The organism is Desulfosarcina alkanivorans (genome assembly GCF_009688945.1).
GTDB classification, from domain to species: Bacteria; Desulfobacterota; Desulfobacteria; order Desulfobacterales; family Desulfosarcinaceae; genus Desulfosarcina; species Desulfosarcina alkanivorans.
This window is the reverse complement of sequence record NZ_AP021874.1, coordinates 3,922,789-3,940,938: the sequence shown is the minus strand read 5'-3', so window position 1 is coordinate 3,940,938 and position 18,150 is coordinate 3,922,789. Positions and strand designations below refer to the sequence as shown.

At 58.9% G+C, this 18,150-nt stretch carries 14 protein-coding genes; 5 read left to right on the top strand and 9 right to left on the bottom strand.

Translation table 11 applies throughout. The features are described 5' to 3' along the window. Positions 1-4: 4 nt before the first annotated feature. On the bottom strand, positions 5-1,339 hold the full coding sequence (locus tag DSCA_RS17295; RefSeq protein WP_155317612.1) for a dihydroorotase: 1,335 nt from the start codon (positions 1,337-1,339) through the stop codon (positions 5-7). Between the two features lie 272 nt (positions 1,340-1,611). Between DSCA_RS17295 and DSCA_RS17290 the strand changes: the two genes are divergently transcribed. Next, positions 1,612-3,930 (top strand): nucleotidyl cyclase domain-containing protein, encoded by a 2,319-nt coding sequence (locus DSCA_RS17290; RefSeq protein WP_155317611.1) that lies wholly within the window; start codon positions 1,612-1,614, stop codon positions 3,928-3,930. A gap of 58 nt (positions 3,931-3,988) precedes the next feature. Here DSCA_RS17290 and DSCA_RS17285 read toward each other — a convergent pair whose 3' ends face one another. The 3 genes from DSCA_RS17285 to DSCA_RS17280 form a co-directional block, all read right to left on the bottom strand. Continuing rightward, a complete protein-coding gene (locus DSCA_RS17285; RefSeq protein ID WP_155317610.1) occupies positions 3,989-4,408 on the bottom strand; it encodes a cyclic nucleotide-binding domain-containing protein in 420 nt (139 codons plus the stop codon). Positions 4,409-4,908: 500 nt separating this feature from the next. Beyond that, entirely contained in the window at positions 4,909-5,034 is a 126-nt protein-coding gene (locus DSCA_RS32955; protein ID WP_269434603.1) for a hypothetical protein, read from the bottom strand. 50 nt (positions 5,035-5,084) lie between these two features. Further along, positions 5,085-6,641 carry an OmpA family protein gene (locus DSCA_RS17280; protein WP_167527833.1) on the bottom strand — a complete coding sequence of 519 codons (1,557 nt, stop codon included), beginning with the start codon at positions 6,639-6,641 and terminating at the stop codon, positions 5,085-5,087. A 184-nt stretch (positions 6,642-6,825) separates the two neighbouring features. Between DSCA_RS17280 and DSCA_RS17275 the strand changes: the two genes are divergently transcribed. The 3 genes from DSCA_RS17275 to DSCA_RS17265 all read left to right on the top strand — a co-directional run bounded on the left by DSCA_RS17275 (position 6,826) and on the right by DSCA_RS17265 (position 9,170). Continuing rightward, complete coding sequence (locus tag DSCA_RS17275) at positions 6,826-8,034, top strand: MFS transporter (RefSeq protein ID WP_231716204.1); 1,209 nt, start codon at positions 6,826-6,828, stop codon at positions 8,032-8,034. Between the two features lie 89 nt (positions 8,035-8,123). Continuing rightward, complete coding sequence (locus DSCA_RS17270) at positions 8,124-8,969, top strand: DUF4405 domain-containing protein (protein WP_231716203.1); 846 nt, start codon at positions 8,124-8,126, stop codon at positions 8,967-8,969. A 6-nt stretch (positions 8,970-8,975) separates the two neighbouring features. After that, positions 8,976-9,170 carry a zinc ribbon domain-containing protein gene (locus DSCA_RS17265; protein ID WP_155317607.1) on the top strand — a complete coding sequence of 65 codons (195 nt, stop codon included), beginning with the start codon at positions 8,976-8,978 and terminating at the stop codon, positions 9,168-9,170. Between the two features lie 68 nt (positions 9,171-9,238). Here DSCA_RS17265 and DSCA_RS17260 read toward each other — a convergent pair whose 3' ends face one another. The 5 genes from DSCA_RS17260 to DSCA_RS17240 all read right to left on the bottom strand — a co-directional run bounded on the left by DSCA_RS17260 (position 9,239) and on the right by DSCA_RS17240 (position 16,031). Further along, positions 9,239-9,778: a PilZ domain-containing protein gene (locus tag DSCA_RS17260; RefSeq protein WP_167527832.1), complete on the bottom strand. Its 540-nt coding sequence runs from the start codon at positions 9,776-9,778 to the stop codon at positions 9,239-9,241. A gap of 370 nt (positions 9,779-10,148) precedes the next feature. Then, entirely contained in the window at positions 10,149-11,555 is a 1,407-nt protein-coding gene (locus DSCA_RS17255; protein WP_155317605.1) for an SWIM zinc finger family protein, read from the bottom strand. Beyond that, a complete protein-coding gene (locus DSCA_RS17250) occupies positions 11,552-14,275 on the bottom strand; it encodes a DEAD/DEAH box helicase (RefSeq protein ID WP_155317604.1) in 2,724 nt (907 codons plus the stop codon). The genes DSCA_RS17255 and DSCA_RS17250 overlap by 4 nt, the downstream gene beginning before the upstream one ends. After that, positions 14,275-14,994, bottom strand: a complete 720-nt coding sequence (locus DSCA_RS17245; protein WP_155317603.1) for an acyltransferase — start codon at positions 14,992-14,994, stop codon at positions 14,275-14,277. The genes DSCA_RS17250 and DSCA_RS17245 overlap by 1 nt, the downstream gene beginning before the upstream one ends. Then, positions 14,991-16,031, bottom strand: a complete 1,041-nt coding sequence (locus DSCA_RS17240) for a glucosidase family protein (RefSeq protein WP_155317602.1) — start codon at positions 16,029-16,031, stop codon at positions 14,991-14,993. Before DSCA_RS17240 ends, DSCA_RS17245 begins: the two co-directional genes overlap by 4 nt. Positions 16,032-16,464: 433 nt before the next feature. Here DSCA_RS17240 and argS point away from each other — a divergent pair, with 433 nt between their 5' ends. Further along, the gene (argS, locus tag DSCA_RS17235; protein ID WP_155317601.1) at positions 16,465-18,132 is read left to right on the top strand and encodes an arginine--tRNA ligase; all 1,668 of its coding nucleotides are present in this window, start codon (positions 16,465-16,467) and stop codon (positions 18,130-18,132) included. Positions 18,133-18,150 lie beyond the last annotated feature (18 nt).

Below are 18,150 nucleotides of genomic sequence, written 5' to 3'. Positions count from 1 at the left end.
TCGCCTATCGGTCGAATTCCAGACGCTGTCCGGCGGGATCCGGGTCGATCCTTCCGTCATGATAGGCCAGGTGGCCGGAAACGAAGGTGGCCGCGACGGACGATCGGAAGGTGTGGCCGGCAAAGGGCGTCCAGCCGCAGCGATAGTGAACCGGCTGGTCGTCCACCACGGTGGGATGCTCCAGGTCCACCAGCACCAGGTCGGCCCAGTAGCCCTCCCGGAGGTATCCCCGCTCCCTGACATCGAAGAGCTTTGCCGGGCTGTGGGCCGTTTTTTCGGCGACCTGTTCCAGGGTCAGCGCGCCGGTGTGGACGTGTTCGAGCAAACTGACCAATGCGTGCTGCACCAGGGGCAGTCCCGATGGCGCCTTCAGATAGGGCTGCTGTTTTTCCGCCAGGGTATGGGGGGCGTGGTCCGTTCCCACCACATCGATCGTTCCTTTCTCCAGTGCCGCCAGCAGCTGCCGGCGGTCCTCCTCTGTTTTGATGGCCGGGTTGCATTTGATCAGGTTGCCTTTGTCACGGTAGTCGGTCCCCGAGAAAAACAGGTGATGAACACACACCTCGGCGGTAATCCGTTTTTTTTCCAGCGGCAGGGACGACAGCAGGCCCAGTTCCCTGGCCGTGCTCAGGTGCAGCACATGCAGACGGGTGTTGCACCGCCCGGCCAGTTCCACGGCCAGGGCGGTGGACTGGTAGCAGGCCGCTTCACTGCGGATGGCCGGGTGGAGGGCGATGGGAATGTCTTCCCCGTGGATGGCCTGAAACCGGCCGGTATTCTCATCGATGGTCGGGCTGTCCTCACAATGGGTGGCCACGATGGTCGGGCTGTGGGTGAAAATCTGTTCCAGTGCGACGGGGTCGTCCACCAGCATGTTCCCGGTAGAGGCGCCCATGAACACTTTCACGCCGCAGGCCTGCTTCGGGTCCAGCTGTTTGATGATTTCTATATTGTCGTTGGCGCCTCCCAGATAGAAACTGTAATTTGCATAGGAGGTCTGTCCGGCGATGCGATGTTTCTCCTCCAGCCGGTCGATGGTGGTGGTCGCCGGTGCCGTGTTGGGCATTTCCATGTAGGTGGTGATCCCCCCGGCGACCGCCGCGCGGGATTCCGAGCCGATGTCTCCTTTGTGGGTCAGGCCCGGTTCACGGAAATGAACCTGGTCGTCGATCATCCCGGGCAACAGGACCCGCCCGCCGGCGTCCACGACACGGTCCGCGCCCCTGCCTGATAAATCGCCGCCAATCGCGTCGATGCGGCCGTCACGGATCCGCAGGTCCTGATGGATCGCGGTGCCTTCATTTATCGTTAATGCGTTGGTGATGAGAATGGTTGCCATGGCTGCTCCCTTTTTTTCCCACTGTAACGGGTGACGGCCTGCTTGTCCAGACCCGGCCCGGCCGGCGCTCGAATGCCGCCATTGCGATCAAAGCCGGTCCGGCCCGTCAGCGATCCGTGTAAACGTGCTGACGCCAGGACCGGAGCGCATCGGCACCCCTTGACAGCGGGTTAATTCTATGGACACCGAAGTCGCCAAATGGTAAGGGTAACAGAGGGTTGATATCGCCCCTACGCCCATCCTTTCTCCAACAGCAGGCGGAACACGCAGGGATGCTCGATTTTTTCAAATTCCAACCCAGACTGCCCGGACTCAAGGACTTTCCCATGGAGTCCTATGCCACCGACTTTTCGCTGGACCGTCTGGTGCTGGGCGTGGACAATATCCGTTGCGATGTCCGCTTGAGTCCTACTTTCTGCAGTGCGACGGCCAAGCTGGCCGCTCTTCTCATCGAGCGGGAAACCGGTATCTGGACCGGCTCAGAAAAAAACCGGCTCAACGCCCTGGCCCGGGAGCAGGAAAACTACCGGCAGTTATATGGCCAGGTCATGAGCGATGCGGTGAACAAAGCCAGGGCCGCCAAGGAAATGCAGGTTGATTTTCTCGCCCAGATCGCCATTCTCAGCCTGGTCCACGACGAAATCCGCAGGCAGTACGACATCCTGATCGGTCATTGCAAAAACGCCATCCGCCGATCGGATCTGGCCCGCCATGAGGATCATAAGGCGGCGCTCAAGCTCAAGGAAAACCTGGCCCATGTCCTCCAAAACCGGGGGACGGTGCAACAGGCGGTGGGGTTGGCGCTTTGCGGGTATTTCCGGGAAATCCGGGAATCCGATATTCGCGAAATGCGCGAGGCGGTATTTGGCCAGGACCTCCCATTTCTCTTCGATCTGCTCACCAATCCCATCGTCCACATGGACAATCCGTTCAATGACCACTTCATGATCGAAGAGTACGACCTCTGCCTGGGGCGCCGGGTCGAAGACCCCGACCGCTACGAAATGATGCTCAGCCTCATGCGCACCATCTTCGGTTTCCTGGAAATGGAAGAGACGGCGGCGATCAGCTGGACCCTGGATCGCCGGCGCCGGGAGATAACGGCCAGGGAACTGCCCGGCGATGACGACGGCAAGAACTTTAAGCTGCAACGCCTGGATCAGTGGATCAAGCAGCCGGACAACATTGACCTGCTGCTCAACCGGAACCTGGCCAAAAAACAATACCAGGCCCTTAAGCGGGACAAGGCGGACCGGAAAACCCTCCGGAACCATCGGGTGAGGATGAAACATCAGCGCCTGCTGATGGGTTATTTTTTCCGGCAGTTCTCCCGCACCGGTCTTATGGAGCGCATTACGGCTTCCTATGAGATGCAGCCCCTGTATCGCGAGTACTGTCCGCCGCTTGTTCCCCAACAGGTCCTCCAGTACCTGATCAATCCCAAGAGCCGGAAGCTGGTGAGAAACCGGCTCAAGCGCCTGAAACAGCTTTACGGCAAGACATTCCGCATGTGGCCGCTCAACCGCAAGGTCGTTCAGATGGAACGCATGGGCACCCGCCGGAAAAAAGCCTACCTGGTTCGCTTCCTGAGGGCGTTTTGCCGATATCACCGCGATTTCTGCTGCTTCAACATTTATCGTGATGCGGCAGAGCGGATCAACCTGGTCACGGACAAGAAAATCCTGGCCCTGTCCAAAGCCAATCGCACCCTGTATGAATTCCTGCTGCCCCACGAGCAGGAGATGGGCGAAAAACCCATCATCAACCATACCATCATCAAGGCCGATCTTCGCGGGTCGACGGACATCACCCACCGGATGAACGAACGCGGGCTCAATCCGGCCTCTTATTTCAGCCTCAATTTTTTCGACCCCATTTCCGAAATCCTGTCGGAATACGATGCCCACAAAGTGTTTATCGAAGGCGATGCCATCATCCTCTCCATCTACGAGCAGGAGGACACACCCAGCGGCTGGTACAGCGTGGCCCGGGCCTGCGGAATGGCCATCAACATGCTGATGATCATCAACCGGTACAATAAGAAAAGCCAGGAGTACCAGCTGCCGATCCTGGAACTGGGCATCGGTATCTGCCACCGGGCGGATGCGCCCACTTTTCTTTTCGATGGGGACAATCGCATCATGATCTCTCCGGCGATCAATCTGGCGGATCGCCTTTCCGGATGCCACAAGACGGTCCGGCACATCATCCGGAAAAACATCAGTCCCTTCAACCTCTTCGTCTTCCAGGGGGCTTCGGATGAGGAGATGGAGAAGACCGCCGACGATCTGTTTCTCCGATACAACGTCAACGGGATCGAGTTGAACGAGGCCGGATTCCGCAAACTGGCCCAGGAGATTGACCTGAAGCCGTTTTACGGTGACATTCCCGACCTGCAGCTGGAAAAGGTCCGCCTCTATACGGGCAAGTTTCCCACCAAGTCGGGCCGCTACCAGCGACTGGTCTTGCGTGAAGCCGATGTGCCGGCGGTCAATCCCAAAGACCTGAGCCAGCTTCACTTTACCCATCGCAAGTACTACGAGGTCTGCACCCGGCCCTCCCTCTACAAGGTCACCCGGAACCTGCTGTGACCGACCCCGCTTGTTAAAACCGCGGGGCCCCTGGCGTTCCTGTCATGCAGGATGCCCTTCAGGCAATGCTGGGATAGAGGTGCACCAGGCGGCTGCCCAGCATCGAGGCGACACGCTGGAACAGGGTTGCCTTGTCGGCCGGGTATTTTTTCAGGATCTGGAGAAACCGCTGCCGGTCGACTTTGCTCAGGATCGTCGGTTCCAGGCAGCGGGCTGTGGCGGACAGTGTGTCACGTTCGATAAGGCTGGACCAGCCGATAATCTCTCCCGGTTCATAAGCGACGTATACTTCCCGGGATTTCTCGCCCAGCGTGAGTTTGATACGGCCTTTGACCAGAATAAAAAAAGAATCGGCCGGGTCTCCTTCCCTGAAGGCCACCTCTCCTTCCTCCAGGTTTACTTTGGTGGTGGCACTCATGGCCTCCTTGACGAACCCCTTGTCCATTCCCCAGAACAGATCTCCTTGTTTAAGATACATGGGCGGGCCTCCATTGCGTTAGGGTGATAAGACGGATCACGACCGCATTTACCATCGGCTTCGTGAATGTGCCCTTTTTCATCCAGGCACCGGCTCATTGAAGGGGTGTCCGGCCATCAGTCAGCGGTGTTGGCATCGTCCGGCCAGGGGGCAACGGATGCCTGGACGGCTCGGCAATGGAATCTGTCGGCGGTTCATAAAGGGGCGGTTCGAGTGGCGTGGTGTTTCAGAAAAAGGTGGGGAGACGATCATCTGGAACGGTACGATGGAACGGTCGGCTCAGATCTTGGTGCCGGAGTGCACTGCAACAAGCCCCTGGTGCCTGTATTAAAAATAGACCGGATTCAGAGGGCAAGTCAACGGAAAAAAGGAGTAGACCGGCGCTGACCCCTGAACATGAAAGCCAGCCCTGAAAAGCACGCCGGCCGGGGCAGAAAAAATAAAACGGCAGCGTGCCGAACCGTCCGGTACGCTGCCGTAATTCTTAACCGATGACCGGATCAAGCCAGTTTTTCACCCAACGCTTTGCCGCAGTCCTGGCAGGCCTTCATCCCTTCGGCGATGAAGTTGGCCATTGCTTTCGTCTTTCCAGTCCGGCTGAAACAGGTGTCCCATGCTTTTTTCATGGAACGTCCTATGGCTGATGGATCGTTGACGATATATCACAAACGCCCGGTCAGATGGGCTTTGCTTCAGGGATGATCAGCAGGTCGATGCGGCGGTTGATCGCCCGGCCCGCCGATGTGGCGTTGGAAGCCAGGGGGCGCTCGGACCCGTAGCCGACGGCGGAAATGCTCTCCGGGGCCAGGGTCTGGTTGGCGATCATGTATTCGCGAACGGCTTCGGCCCGCTGCTGGGAGAGCAGCATGTTCACTTCGTCGGAGCCGGTGGTGTCCGTATGTCCCTCCACGATCACCCGCGGGTCGTCGAAGGTGCGGATGGCTTTTTGCACCTTGCTGAGCAGGGCGTAGTTTTCCGGCATGATGAGGCTTTTACCCACCGGGAACCGCATGGCCTTGAGCCGGATCACCAGCTGGTTTTCCTTTTTGTAGACTTCGGCCTCATCCGTCTGGAAGTAGCCGCGTACCGCCACGTAAAGCTGGTTGAACTTTCTTTCCGCCGCCAGGCGCTGTTCGGCGGCCATGCGCTCCCTGGCCATGCGCTCCTTGGCCATCTGGTCTTCCCGGGTTTTGCCTTCCAGGGTGGCCACACGAACGTTGAGGGCGTCGATTTGGGCCTGGTAGTCAGCCTTGAGTGTTTCCATTTCCGACTGCAGGGCCTGGTTTTTTTCGGAAATGAAGGTGCGGTCGCTTTTGAGTGAATTCACCGAGCCGATGATATTTTCCAACTGGGTCGGGTATTCCTGGTCGCGCATGTCCGGTGCGCCCAGCGCGGCGGATATGCTGTGCAGGTGTTCTTCCAGCAAAAGGACGACCGCCTCCGGCTTCATGGCTTTGACCCGATTGCTCAGTTCGGTGATCACGACCAGCCGCCTGGCCTCGAACAGGGCTTCTTTGGCCATGGAGAGCATCTCTTCCTTGGCATAGGGATTGGAAGAAATGAACGTGTCGGTGTCGTTGAGCCGGGTTACGGCCTGGTCGTGAGAGAGGGGCGCGAGCCTTCGGGCATCGGCCGCTTCGGCCCGGGCAACCAGCGTCCGCACCTCGCCGATGGTCTCCGCCTTGATGGCGCGAACTTCCAGTTCATGGTAACGGTCGATCACCATGCTCCGATTTTTCTGGGCATAACTCAAATTGTCCCGTTCAATGGCCCGGGTCAGATCCAGAAAATCGTTTTCAACCCGCCGATACTCCTTTTCAAAGCTGGTGGCCCCGGCGTTGCGGGCCATTTCACGGGCCTCGATCGCATCTTCCAAAGTGGTGCGCGAAATGACGGCGAATTCGTTTGCCCGCTGCAGGTGGTCCCGTGATGCCATGACATCCCTGCGGATATCGGCGATCTTGTTGCCTCTTTCAAGGTTTTGTTGGGCCCTGAAGAAGGCGCTTTCCGCTTTTTTGAACCATCCTGGAGACAGGACATTGACCTGCGCCATCCGCGCGCGGGAAATGTCGTTGCTGAGCTGGCCGACCAGATTGGCCGGGCTTTCGACGGTCGACGGGTCCCGGACGCCGGTCACGGCGGTTCCGGTTGTCTGGGGTGGCACACACCCGGCCATGAGCAGACCGAAAACGACCAGTGAAATCCGGATCGGATTTCTCACCTGAGGGCTCATTGTTTCCTCCTTGACGGGAATGACACGTATTACGCGGGTTCGCTTGTTAAGGTTTCGCGATGGCAGACAGCCAACAGCTGAATGATGCGCATGTTTTCGATTTGTGTCAACATCCCGGAGACGTTGGCCCTTTTTCCCTGCCGGACAAATGGGGAAAGGCGTTGCCTTTCCGTTCAGAATGGATATGATGCACGCAACCGTTTTAGCGGTGACTGACGAATCCATCACGGTTGCGATCGGGGCCATGACCAGCGATAAAAATACCATCAGAATCCAATACTTCCTCTATTTCGGAGCCATGGGCGTCTTTCTGCCCTATTTCAACCTGTATTGCCTCAAGATCGGCTTCAGCGGATTTCAGATCGGCAGCCTGTCCGCCGTCCGCGCGGCCGTGCTGATCATTTTTTCCCTGTTCTGGGGGCTCATGGCGGATCGGAAGGGCCTCCGCCGCCCCATTTACATCCTCTGCAGTATGGCCAGCACGGCCCTGTGGGCGCTTTTCCTTTTTACCACCGATTTCCGATTCATGCTGATCCTCACCATCGTGTACGGTGCCTTCTATGCACCCATCATCTCCTTTCTTGAAGCCTTTGCCATGGATGTGCTCGGAAAAACCAAACACCGCTACGGCCGTACCCGGGCCTGGGGGTCCGTCGCCTTTATCGTCGTGGTGGTCGTGGTCGGAAAGGTGATCGACCGCTATGACGTGGGCATCGTCATCGCACTGGTGCTGGCCATTTCAGCGATCCAGGCCGTTGCCGCCACCGCGATGCCCCGAACCCGCCCGCAGCGGACCGCGCAGTCCCATGAAGCCGTTCGCCTGTTTTCGGGAAACACCGTGGTGTTTTTGATGTGTGCGTTTCTGATGCTGGTGAGCCACGGCGCCTACTATGGATTTTTCTCCATTCACCTGGCCCAGCTGGGCCATGGGGGCAGTTTCATCGGCCTGTGCTGGGCCCTGGCATCAACTGCGGAAGTGGTGGTCATGATCAATTCGCCCCGGCTGTTTGCCCGTTTTTCTTTCAAGCGGGTGCTGGCGGCATCCTTTGCCGTGGCCGCCATTCGATGGGGCGTCCTGTATGTTGCCGAATCGGCCATGGTGATTATGGCCAGTCAACTCCTGCACGCCGTCACTTACGGTGCTTTTCACATGGCCGGGATCCTTTACATGGACCAACTGGCCCCGGATACAGACAAAACACTGGGCCAGGCATTGAATAACGCGGTGACATATGGTCTGGGCCTTACCGTGGGGTTTTTCGTCAGCGGTGCGCTTTACGAAGCCGGTAACAGTGCGCCGCTGTTTCTGTTCAGCGCCGCCACCGCCCTTGCCGGCGGTGTTCTTTTTTCCTGTTTTCACGGCTTTTCTTCGGGCGATGCCGGCAGCCTGTAACGAAAGGGCCGGGCGGGGCTCCTCAGCTTAGCGTCCTTTCCCCGGCACCGGATATGGTTTTCAACCCACCCAACGGAGCAATGAAACGCATGAAACTGAGAAAACTTACCTCCCTGACCGCCAGCCTGGCGTTTGTCCTGATGGTGGTCACCAGCATCATCTTGTACCTGGTTCCCCATGGGCGGGTCGCCTATTGGGCGGACTGGCGCCTGTGGGGGCTGAACAAGACCCAGTGGGGTGACGTGCACATCAATGTGGGGCTGCTGTTCCTCCTGGCGCTGTGCCTTCACATCTATTACAATTGGAAACCCCTTTTGACCTATCTCAAGGACCGATCCCGGCAGGTGAAAATCTTCACGCCGGCGTTCAACCTGGCCCTGGTTGTGTGCGTCGTGACGGTGGCCGGCACCCTGTTGACGGTGCCGCCCTTTTCCTGGGTGCTGGACCTGAATGCCGCCCTCAAGGATCAGGGCATCCGAACATACGGGGAACCCCCTTACGGCCACGCCGAACTCTCTTCGCTGAACACCTTTGCCAGGAAGGTGAATCTCGATGCTGCCGAGGCCCTGCAGCGCCTGAGGCAGGCAGGCTACCAGGTCACGGACGGGGGGCAGACCCTTCAGGCCATTGCCACCATCAACACCACCACCCCCAAAGCCCTGTACGAGGCCATGAAACCGCCGGCGGCCGCGACGACCGGCCCGGCCAGACTGCCCGACACTCCGCCGCCGGGAACCGGCCGGTTGACCCTGGAGGAGATTTGCACCACTTATGGCCTGGACATCCAGAAGCTTCGGGCCGCCCTGAAAACGAAAACAATTTCCGCCGCCGCATCGGAATCGATGCGCGACATCGCCATGCGCCATGGCATGGGGCCGACGGACCTGTATGAGATCGTCAAGCAGGCGGCGGACACGATCCGGAAGACGGGGTAACCCCTCATGCCAACGGCCGACTGCCGCTGCAACGCCTGCGGCCACACCTTTGTCCATTTGACCTTCAAAGGCGACGATATCACGCCGGTTTGCCCGCGCTGCAAGGACCGCGATGTCCATGTAAAAAAGGACCCGGACCGGTTTATGGCCGGCCCCGGCCTGGGGTCGATGATCACTGACGTTCCCAAGGGGCCGTCCTGAGCGGGGTAAGTGAAGGCGGCGGTCTGCCGTCTCTCCCGCGCCCGTCCGGAAGCGATGCGTTGGTCCAGTCAAATAAACTGAACCCCGAACTGGTCATTCCGGGTCCACCTGACGATCGCTTTTCTTTTGATGCCGCCTTGTTTTTTAGCAAAAGGAATCGTGACCCTTATCTTGACCGGTAATTTGGTTTTGGACAGGTTAAACCTGCCAACGCCCGCCCCCCCCATGCTGATGTTTTTAATATTTCCGGAAAAAACCATCGAACCCACGGAAAAGGAAACTTCTTTATGATAATTCAGCCTTGCGTTTTCTCTCCTGTTAAACTGAACCCCGAACTGGTCATTTCGGGTCCACTTGACGATTGCTTTTCTTTTGATGCCGCCCTGTCTGTTGGCAAAAGGAATGGCAATGATGACTTCCGCCCCTTTTTTTATTTTCGATAGGCTCCGGCTGCCAACGCCGGCCCCTCCCATACTGACGTTTTCAATCCTTCCGTGAAAAATCATTGAATCCGTCGAAAAGAAGATTTCTTCCTGATATTTTTTTCTTTCGTTTATCCTTCTGCTTCTTTCTACATTATGGGATTTTCCCATTTCAGCCGTTCTCATGTCCCGGATTACCCCCATCCGTCGTGGTCCGTCATAATTTGACGACATTCATGCGCCACCGAGTATGACCCGATTCAAAGCGGTCCTTCCGTGCCGGCAGGCGTCCATGTGCATTGGGTGATGAAAACTGGGTTTTTCCTAAAGCAGCGCTTCAGATCCGATGTAAGCGTCAGAGGAGCAACTTAGTCGCTTGGATATGGCGAAAGAAATGAGAGAAAGGCCACTATAAAATATTGATATGATGGAATCGTTTAAAGCGTCAAGGGGAAAAAACCGATTCCGATCGAGGTGAGGCACCCCAACGGGTCTGGCCTGGCCGGCTCCCCTGATGAGGTGTCGGGAGCGATGCGCCCATCAACCGCCGGCTTCACTATTTTGTTTTCGGAACGGCCGCATAAATCCCCCGGCCGGCCCTGCGAATTTTCCCTGATCGGACAAGGCGGAATACGATATTTCGAAGTTGCTTCTCCTCGAAGCCCGACTGGGTCTTGAGGGCGGCAAAGGCGACGCCGTCAGGATGGGTTTGAATCATGGCAAGAATGGCCCTTGTTGCGCCGCCCGGTTTGGTCCTCATCCGATTCACGGGTGGACCATACAGCCCCCGCGACATTCTGCGGATCTCCCCGGTTTTCAGCAGACGGGCCAGCACCGGGCGAACGGAGGCCGGGTGCATTCCGGTCTCCTCGGCGACCCGGGGGGTGCGGATGCCTCCTGCACTGGCCTCGATAACCGCCAGGACGGCGGCCCGGCGGTCGGCCGGCGAGGGCGTCCCGGCTGTGTAAATGCCCCGGGCAACTTTCTGGATGAGGCCTTTGTGGTAGGCCCGGTAAAGGATGCTGCGAATCTTGACGATGTCGATGCCGCTCTCGGCATGCAGTCCGGCCGCATCGATCCCGTATTTTGCGCGCTGGAGCCGCTCCAGGATCAGCGTTTGGTCATCACCCTTTTTTTTGGCGGGTGACCGTTTGCCGGGGCTGGCTTGGGGCGAGGGCTTTGCCGCGCGGGCGGGGCTGGGGGCCGCCTCGGGGATCATCTGGCCAAATTCGGGCGCCACATCCATATCGATGCCGAACACACGGCCCAGATCCGCTTCGGCAACCACGGGCGGGTCACTCTCCTGTGCCTTTTGGAGATATTTTTCGGTGGTATCGCTGAGGGCTCTGGCGATCAGGTCGTCCATGTTGACCTGCCGCAGCACGAAGAAGAGCGACGGGTCTTCGTCCAGCCGGGCGCCAATGCCGTAAAGGACGGCAGCGACATGCTTGCACATATAAGCCCAGTCCGGACAGCTGCAGGAAAACTGAATGTCCTTCGGGCTGGGGAAAAGGCCGCTGCCCCTTTGCAGGAAAAGGTGCGACAGGTCCCTGGGGAATCGCCCGGCCAGAAGATCCTGCAGGGAATCCAGCTTGTCCCCGCAGGCCGCGGTGAGGGTTTTCCAGTTGGTTTTCCCGAGGCCCTTGATCTTGATTTCAACCCTATAGGGCTTGCTTCTCGACCCCTGCACCAGGGCGACCGCCGATCCCCTGTCGATGCGCAGGTCGAGAACCGCCAGATGCCTCACGTAGCTGCGGCCGCGCCCGATGCGGCTGCTGTAATCCGCATAGCGTTCGAGGTTGGCGTTCCAGGATTTTCCCCACCAGGTCCTGGCCAGGCTGCGGCCTTCAATGACGACCGGCGCGAGATCCGGTTTTTTCTTTTTCAGCTGCCGGATTTTTTTCTCCGCCCGCGCCCTTTTCTCGGCAACGGTTACATATGGGGCGAATTTCCAGTAACTCATGATCTTTCACGTTCCTGTTGTTGGTCGACCGCCAGCGATAACCGGAACATGTCCACCACCCGGGTGTCGTCCATCTCCGTGATCCAGTTCTCGTTGCCGGCGGCAATGACATCTTCCGACAGCTGCCTCTTCTCTTCGATCATCAGGTCGATTTTTTCCTCAATCGTGCCGGTGGTGATAAACTTGTGAACCATCACGTTTTTTTTCTGGCCGATGCGAAAGGCCCGGTCGGTGGCCTGGGTTTCCACCGCCGGATTCCACCAGCGGTCAAAGTGAATCACATGACTGGCCCGGGTCAGGTTCAACCCCACGCCGCCGGCCTTGAGGGAGAGCACCATAAAAGGGACATAGGGCGCCGCCTGAAATTCGTCTACCGCAGCCTTTCTTTTTTTCACCGATACGCTTCCGTGGATCATCAGCCCCGGGTGGTGAAAAACGTCTGCCAGGAAACGGCACAGCGGGTCAATGATTTCCTTGAACTGGGTAAACACCAGCACCCGTTCTCTCTTTTCGTGGATGGTCCGGCAGATGTCCCGCAGGCGGCCGAACTTGCCCGATTCCGTTTCCGGATAGCCGCCACCGCCCAGGTATTGATCCGGATGGTTGCACAGCTGCTTCAGTTTCATCAGGGACGAGAGGATCAGGCCCCTGCGCTGCATGCCGTCCGTGTCGGAAAGGGCCTTTTCGAGGCTGCCCACCAGCTGCCGGTACAACACGATCTGTTTGGCCGACAGGTCGGTGTAGACCTTCATTTCGACCTTGTCCGGCAGGTCCCGGATGACGGTTTTGTCGGTCTTCAGGCGTCTGAGCATATAGGGGCGGATCAGTTGGCGCAGCGTGCCATACCGGGAGCGATCCCGGTCCAGGGTTTTGGCGAAGCGTTTGAATTCGGTGGCGGAGCCCAGCAGTCCGGGGTTGATGAAGTCAAACAGGGACCATAGATCGGACAGGCGGTTTTCAATGGGCGTTCCCGTCAGAATCAGCCGGTTTTCGGCCGTGTAGGTTTTCAGGGTGCGGGTCTGCCGGGTTCCCGGATTTTTGATGGCCTGGGCCTCATCCAGTATCAGGTAATACCATGCATGGTCCTGCAAAAAACGATAGCGCCCGGCCAGGGCATAGGTCGTGATCACCAGGTCATGGGCCTCGATCAGCCCTTTGCCGCCATTGGCCAGTTCCTCCTGCGGATGCATGCCGGGGTGGGCGATGAAAAAAGACAGGTCCGGGTAAAATCGCCTGATCTCGGCGGCCCAGTTGGCCAGCAGGGAGGCGGGGATCACCAGCAGGCTGGCCGGTCGACGGGTCCTGCGGCCTTTTTGGGCTGCATACAGCCAGTTTAAAAAGGCCAGTACCTGAACGGTTTTGCCCAGCCCCATGTCGTCGGCCAGGCAGGCGCCCAGTCGAAGGGCGTGCAACAGACAGAGCCAGTTCAATCCGGCCTGCTGGTATTTTCGCAATCTGGCCTTGAAGGTCCGGCCGGGACGGATGGCCCGAAGGGTATGCGGATCGCGCAATTTCTGCAGGACATCGGCGAGCCATTGTCCATGGGACACGCTGACCTGGTCAATCGCCGCTGCGGCATTGCCCGGCAACTGCCGTGGATTCATCTGCAACCGCATGGCATCCAGCCATGAAAGCCCGGCGTCAGCCATCTTTGCGGCCGCTTCGTGGGCCGCCAGGATTTTCTGCAGTTTGACCGGGTCCACCGCCACCCATTTGTTTTTAATGAAGGCCAGTCCCTCGGACTGGGCCAGCAGCCGCTGGATCTCTTCCCGGGACAGCGGCTCGCCGTCTATCAGTAATCCGGCCTTGAAGGACAGGATCGCATCCATGCCCACCAGGGACGGCTTTCGGGTGCCGAACTTCAGGTCGAGGGAGATCCGGGGGCCGCCGGCTTTCCACCAGTCGGGAATCCGGCAGAGGATGCCGGCAGTTTCGAAAACGGGAATGTCCTTTAAAAACAGGAAGGCCTGCCGGGACGACCAGGCCAGGGGCTGAAAGATAGTGCCGGAAGAGAGCATCTCCTGAAGAACCGCCGACGTCTTGGCGGCCTCGTGGACCGTGGCCAGCAGTTCCAGCAACCTGGCCTGGTTCCCGGCAAATTCCTGCAGGGCGAATTTCAGCGGCACATGCCTGGAGTCGCCGGCCTGGTTCAGGCGGGTGGAATAGGTGGCCAGAAAGGCAAAGGGATGCGCCGCATCCTTGTTTTCCACCAGATGGAAAAAGATGCGGCCCACCAGGTGGGCGCTGGGACGGTATGCCCTGATAAAGTCGGCCACCGTTCCGTCGTGGGCCCGCATGGCCGAGCGCCAGGCCGCGTGCAATCGTTCCCAGACGTTGGCCAGCAGGAGGTCATCCAGATAATCCAGTCCCGTCATCATGGGCGCGCGGCCCAGCCAGGCCGCCATGTTATCCGCCGCGAGTTCCAGCCGGACCGATTCCCGCAGGGCTTCGAGATCCGGCGTGCGAATCAGCTGCCGGGTAAACTCTCCTGCAAACTCCCGCCAATAGGACATCGAAGCGGAGAGCGGCACCTTCATATCGGCCAGACCGAGGCGTAGCAGCCAGCCTTCCCGGTCCGATACAGAACATCGATACAGCTCATCCTGGAGAAGTGTGCGGCTTTTGCCGATGGCTGCATCCGCCGCCTCCCATTCCAGTTGCAGGCCGCCGTCCGGCAGGAGGACGGCGATCAGGTTCCGGTCTGATGTCCGGCTCGTCATCAATCCCCTTTGGCGGGAAACAGCAGGTGGCGGAGCCAGCCGAACAGGGTGTTTCCCTGAAGCACGGCCTGTTCCCATGCCATGAAGTCCCGGGAAAGCTTGACCGGATCGGAAAAGAACTGGGCGCGGGTGGTGAAGGTTTCCTGCGGGTCGAGCTGTTTGACCACGCGGGCCGGGTTGCCTGCGGCGACACAGTTGGGGGGAACCGGGTCCACCACGATGGCCCCGGCTCCCACGATACTGTTTTCGCCGATGGTGACCCCCTTGCAGATGATGGCACTGTCACCGATCCAGGCGTTTTTTTCGATGGTCACCGGGCTGGCCTTGCCAAAGGAAATGCGGTTGTAGATGCCGTGCCAGTCCGAATCGGTTACATAGGCACCGTTGGCGATCATGCAGTTGTCGCCGATGGTGATGCCGACAGCGCTGCTGACGCGCACACCCGGGCAGACCAGGCAGTAGTTGCCGATGGTGATATGTCCCTTGCCCGCCTGGTCCGGCCAGACCGACAGCCTGATTTTCTTGTCCGGTGTGGCGATGACCGTGGCAAATTGTCCGATGGATATGGGGGCGCCGAACAGCTCCACATGCCAGGGCCGCATGAAGGTGAATCCGCCTCCCAGATGCTCCAGCTGAGGGCGAAGAAAGTGGCTGGCATAAAATTTTTGAAGCTTCAGGTATGCTTTCTTGACGATGTAGGGGCGATGATCCTTGATCATACCATATATCCGGATTCCGCCCACCAGTCATGACTGAACAACCGCCCACCGGGGGTAAGGCTGAACAGCGCATCGGCGGCCATGAGCACCACGGCATTGGTCCAGGTGATTTTCTCTTCGGGCCACCGGGTCATGTCCGGAAAAGTGAATCCGCACCAGAACGAACCGTCATCGAAGACATGTTCCGACAGCCAGTTGAAGACGATGTGAGCCTTTTCCGTATCTCCCATGGCGGCAAGGGCAAGCACCAGTTCGGAACTCTCCGCCACGGTCACCCAGGGCTGATCGGAGACGCAGCGAACCCCCAGCCCTTCGACCACATATTTTTTCCATTGCCGCTCGATGCGGCGGCCGGCGGCGTCCCCGGTGACGGCGCCGCAGAGCACCGGATAGAACCAGTCCATGGAAAATCGGGATTTGGTCATGTTGAACAGGTAGGGCCGGTTGCGGATGGCGTCACCCAGCCGATGCAGGGCATCGCCCCACGGCGCCGCCGGCATCCCCAGTTCGGCGGCAATGGCGAGCGCGCATTTAAGGCTCATATAGATGGAACTGGAGCCGGTGAGCAGAGCCATGGGATCGATCTTGCCCTGGGGACTGACGGCCCAGCTGATTTCTCCCTTGGGGCCCTGATGAGCCACCGCAAAGTCAATGGCCCGGCGCACGGTATCCCACATGGATCCCAAAAAGCGGCGATCGCCGGTAACCAGCCAGTAGTGAAAAACGCCCACGGCGATGTAGGCGCTCATGTTGGTTTCGCGGGTCCGGTCTTCGGGGATGCCCCTGCGATAGGCCGCAAACCAGCTGCCGTCCGCCAGTTGCATAGACTGCAGCCAGTAAAATGCCCGCCGGGCCTGCTCCAGGTAGCCGCCCACCACCAACCCCATGGCGGCTTCGACATGATCCCACGGGTCGGTTTTTTCTCCCGTGGACCACGGGATTTCCCCGGAGGGCAGCTGGGTGGCGATGACCAGACGGCAAACCGCATCAACATCAACGGCAAGTCTCTGCCGCTGTTTGCAGATACTCACATTCATAAAATTTAAACCTTTTGATCGATCCAGGATCCAAGCGATTGCTTTGCAGTGTCGGGCAAAAAAGCAAAATACGTTGGAATGTAAGGATATGCAAGTAAAAAGGCAACACGAGAAGCACCCCATGACCGGATGGGGAATCGGCCGGTATGGAAAAAGCGGCGTCGACGCATGGGGCGGCGCCGACGGCATTGGGCACCGGTTCGGCCCTTTCAGCGGTTTTGGGTCTGTTTTAAGGGCCATGTCCGCCCATTCGGTTGCCGGGGTGAACGTTCTTGACTTGGATTTGAAAACTCTTTATGAACTGGACTCTATCGAAACAGGCGTGTATCCGACGGCAGGCGAAACTGCCGTCTGCCGGCAAGCATCAACCCACACCACCGCAACGACTGAGGCCCCAAGGGGCGTCAGCTGTCGACGTGTCAGGAAATAATCGATGAAGACCCTGCTCAAGGAAATGATTCTGGCTGCCGCTTCGGCCGCCCACCAAAAAGGCATTTTCCCCTCGCCGGATTTTTGCGAGGTGGTGCTCGAAGAGCCCAAGGCCGACAGCCACGGGGACCTGTCCACCAATATGGCCATGCAGATGGCCAAGTCCCAGCGCATGGCGCCGCGCAAAATTGCCGAAGCCCTCATCAAGCACCTGAACGATGAAAACGGCATCATCGCACGAACGGAAATCGCCGGTCCGGGATTCATCAATTTTTTCATCCGGCCGACCGCCTGGCACCCGGTGCTGGCGGCCATTCATGCCAAGGACGACCAGTATGGCCGCTGCGACCTGGGCAGGGGCGCCCGCATTCAGATCGAGTTCGTCAGTTCCAACCCCACCGGTCCCCTTCACGTGGGCCACGGACGGGGCGGCGCCGTGGGAGACAGCACCGCCAACATCCTCTCTTTTTGCGGGTATGACGTTCAAAAAGAGTATTACATCAACGATTCCGGCCGCCAGATCCAGACTCTGGGCATGTCGGTTTACCTGCGGGGAAAGGAGCTGCTGGGCGAGACGGTGGGTTTTCCCGATACCTGCTACCAGGGCGACTACATCCGTGACCTGGCCGGCGAACTGCTGGAAGGCGACGGCCGGGAGCTTTTTGCAAAGGACGAGGCGGAGGCCATCATGCCCTGCGCCCGTTTTGCGGCCGGCAAGATTATTGACGGCATGCGGGCCGACCTGGTGGATTTCGGGGTGACCTTCGACCGGTGGTTTTCTGAACAGAGCCTCTACGACGCAGGCAAGGTGGAAGCGGATATCCGTCTTTTCAAGGAGAAGGGGCTTGTTTACGAAAAAGACGGCGCCCAGTGGTTCAAGACCAGCGATTTCGGTGACGAGAAGGACCGGGTGGTGGTCCGCCAGAATGGTCAGACCACCTATTTTGCGTCGGACATCTCCTATCACAAGGACAAGTTCGAGCGCGGATTCAACACCGTCATCGATGTGTGGGGGGCTGACCACCATGGCTACATTCCCCGCATGAAAGCGGCCGTGGAGGCCTCCGGATACGGCCGCGACCAATTCGGCGTGCTGCTGGTGCAACTGGTCAATCTGTTGCGGGCCGGCCAGCCCGTGGCCATGTCCACCCGGGCCGGCGAGTTTGTCACCCTGTCCGACGTGGTCCGGGAGGTCGGCCGTGATGCGGCCCGGTTTATCTTTCTGACCCGGCACTATGACAGCCCCCTGGACTTCGACCTGGACCTGGCCAAGCGCAAGACCAACGACAACCCCGTTTACTATGTCCAGTATGTCCATGCGCGGATTGCCAGCATCCACCGCAAGGCCGAGGCGGATGACATGGATGTGGGCGACTTTACGCCGGCGGACCTGTCCGCCCTGGATACTCCGGAGGACGTGGCGTTGATCAAGGCCCTGGCCCGCTATCCGGAAGCCGTAAAAATGGCCGGAACATTAATGGAACCGCACCGCATCACCTACTACCTGATGACCCTGGCCGCGGCCTTTCACACCTATTATAACCGGAATCGGGTGCTTTGCGCGGATGACCTGACGTTGACGCGGGCCCGGCTTTACCTGATCACGGCAGTCCAGAAGGTGATTCGCAACGGGTTGGCGCTGCTGGGTGTTTCCGCTCCGGATTCCATGTAAATCACCCGCAACGGGCCT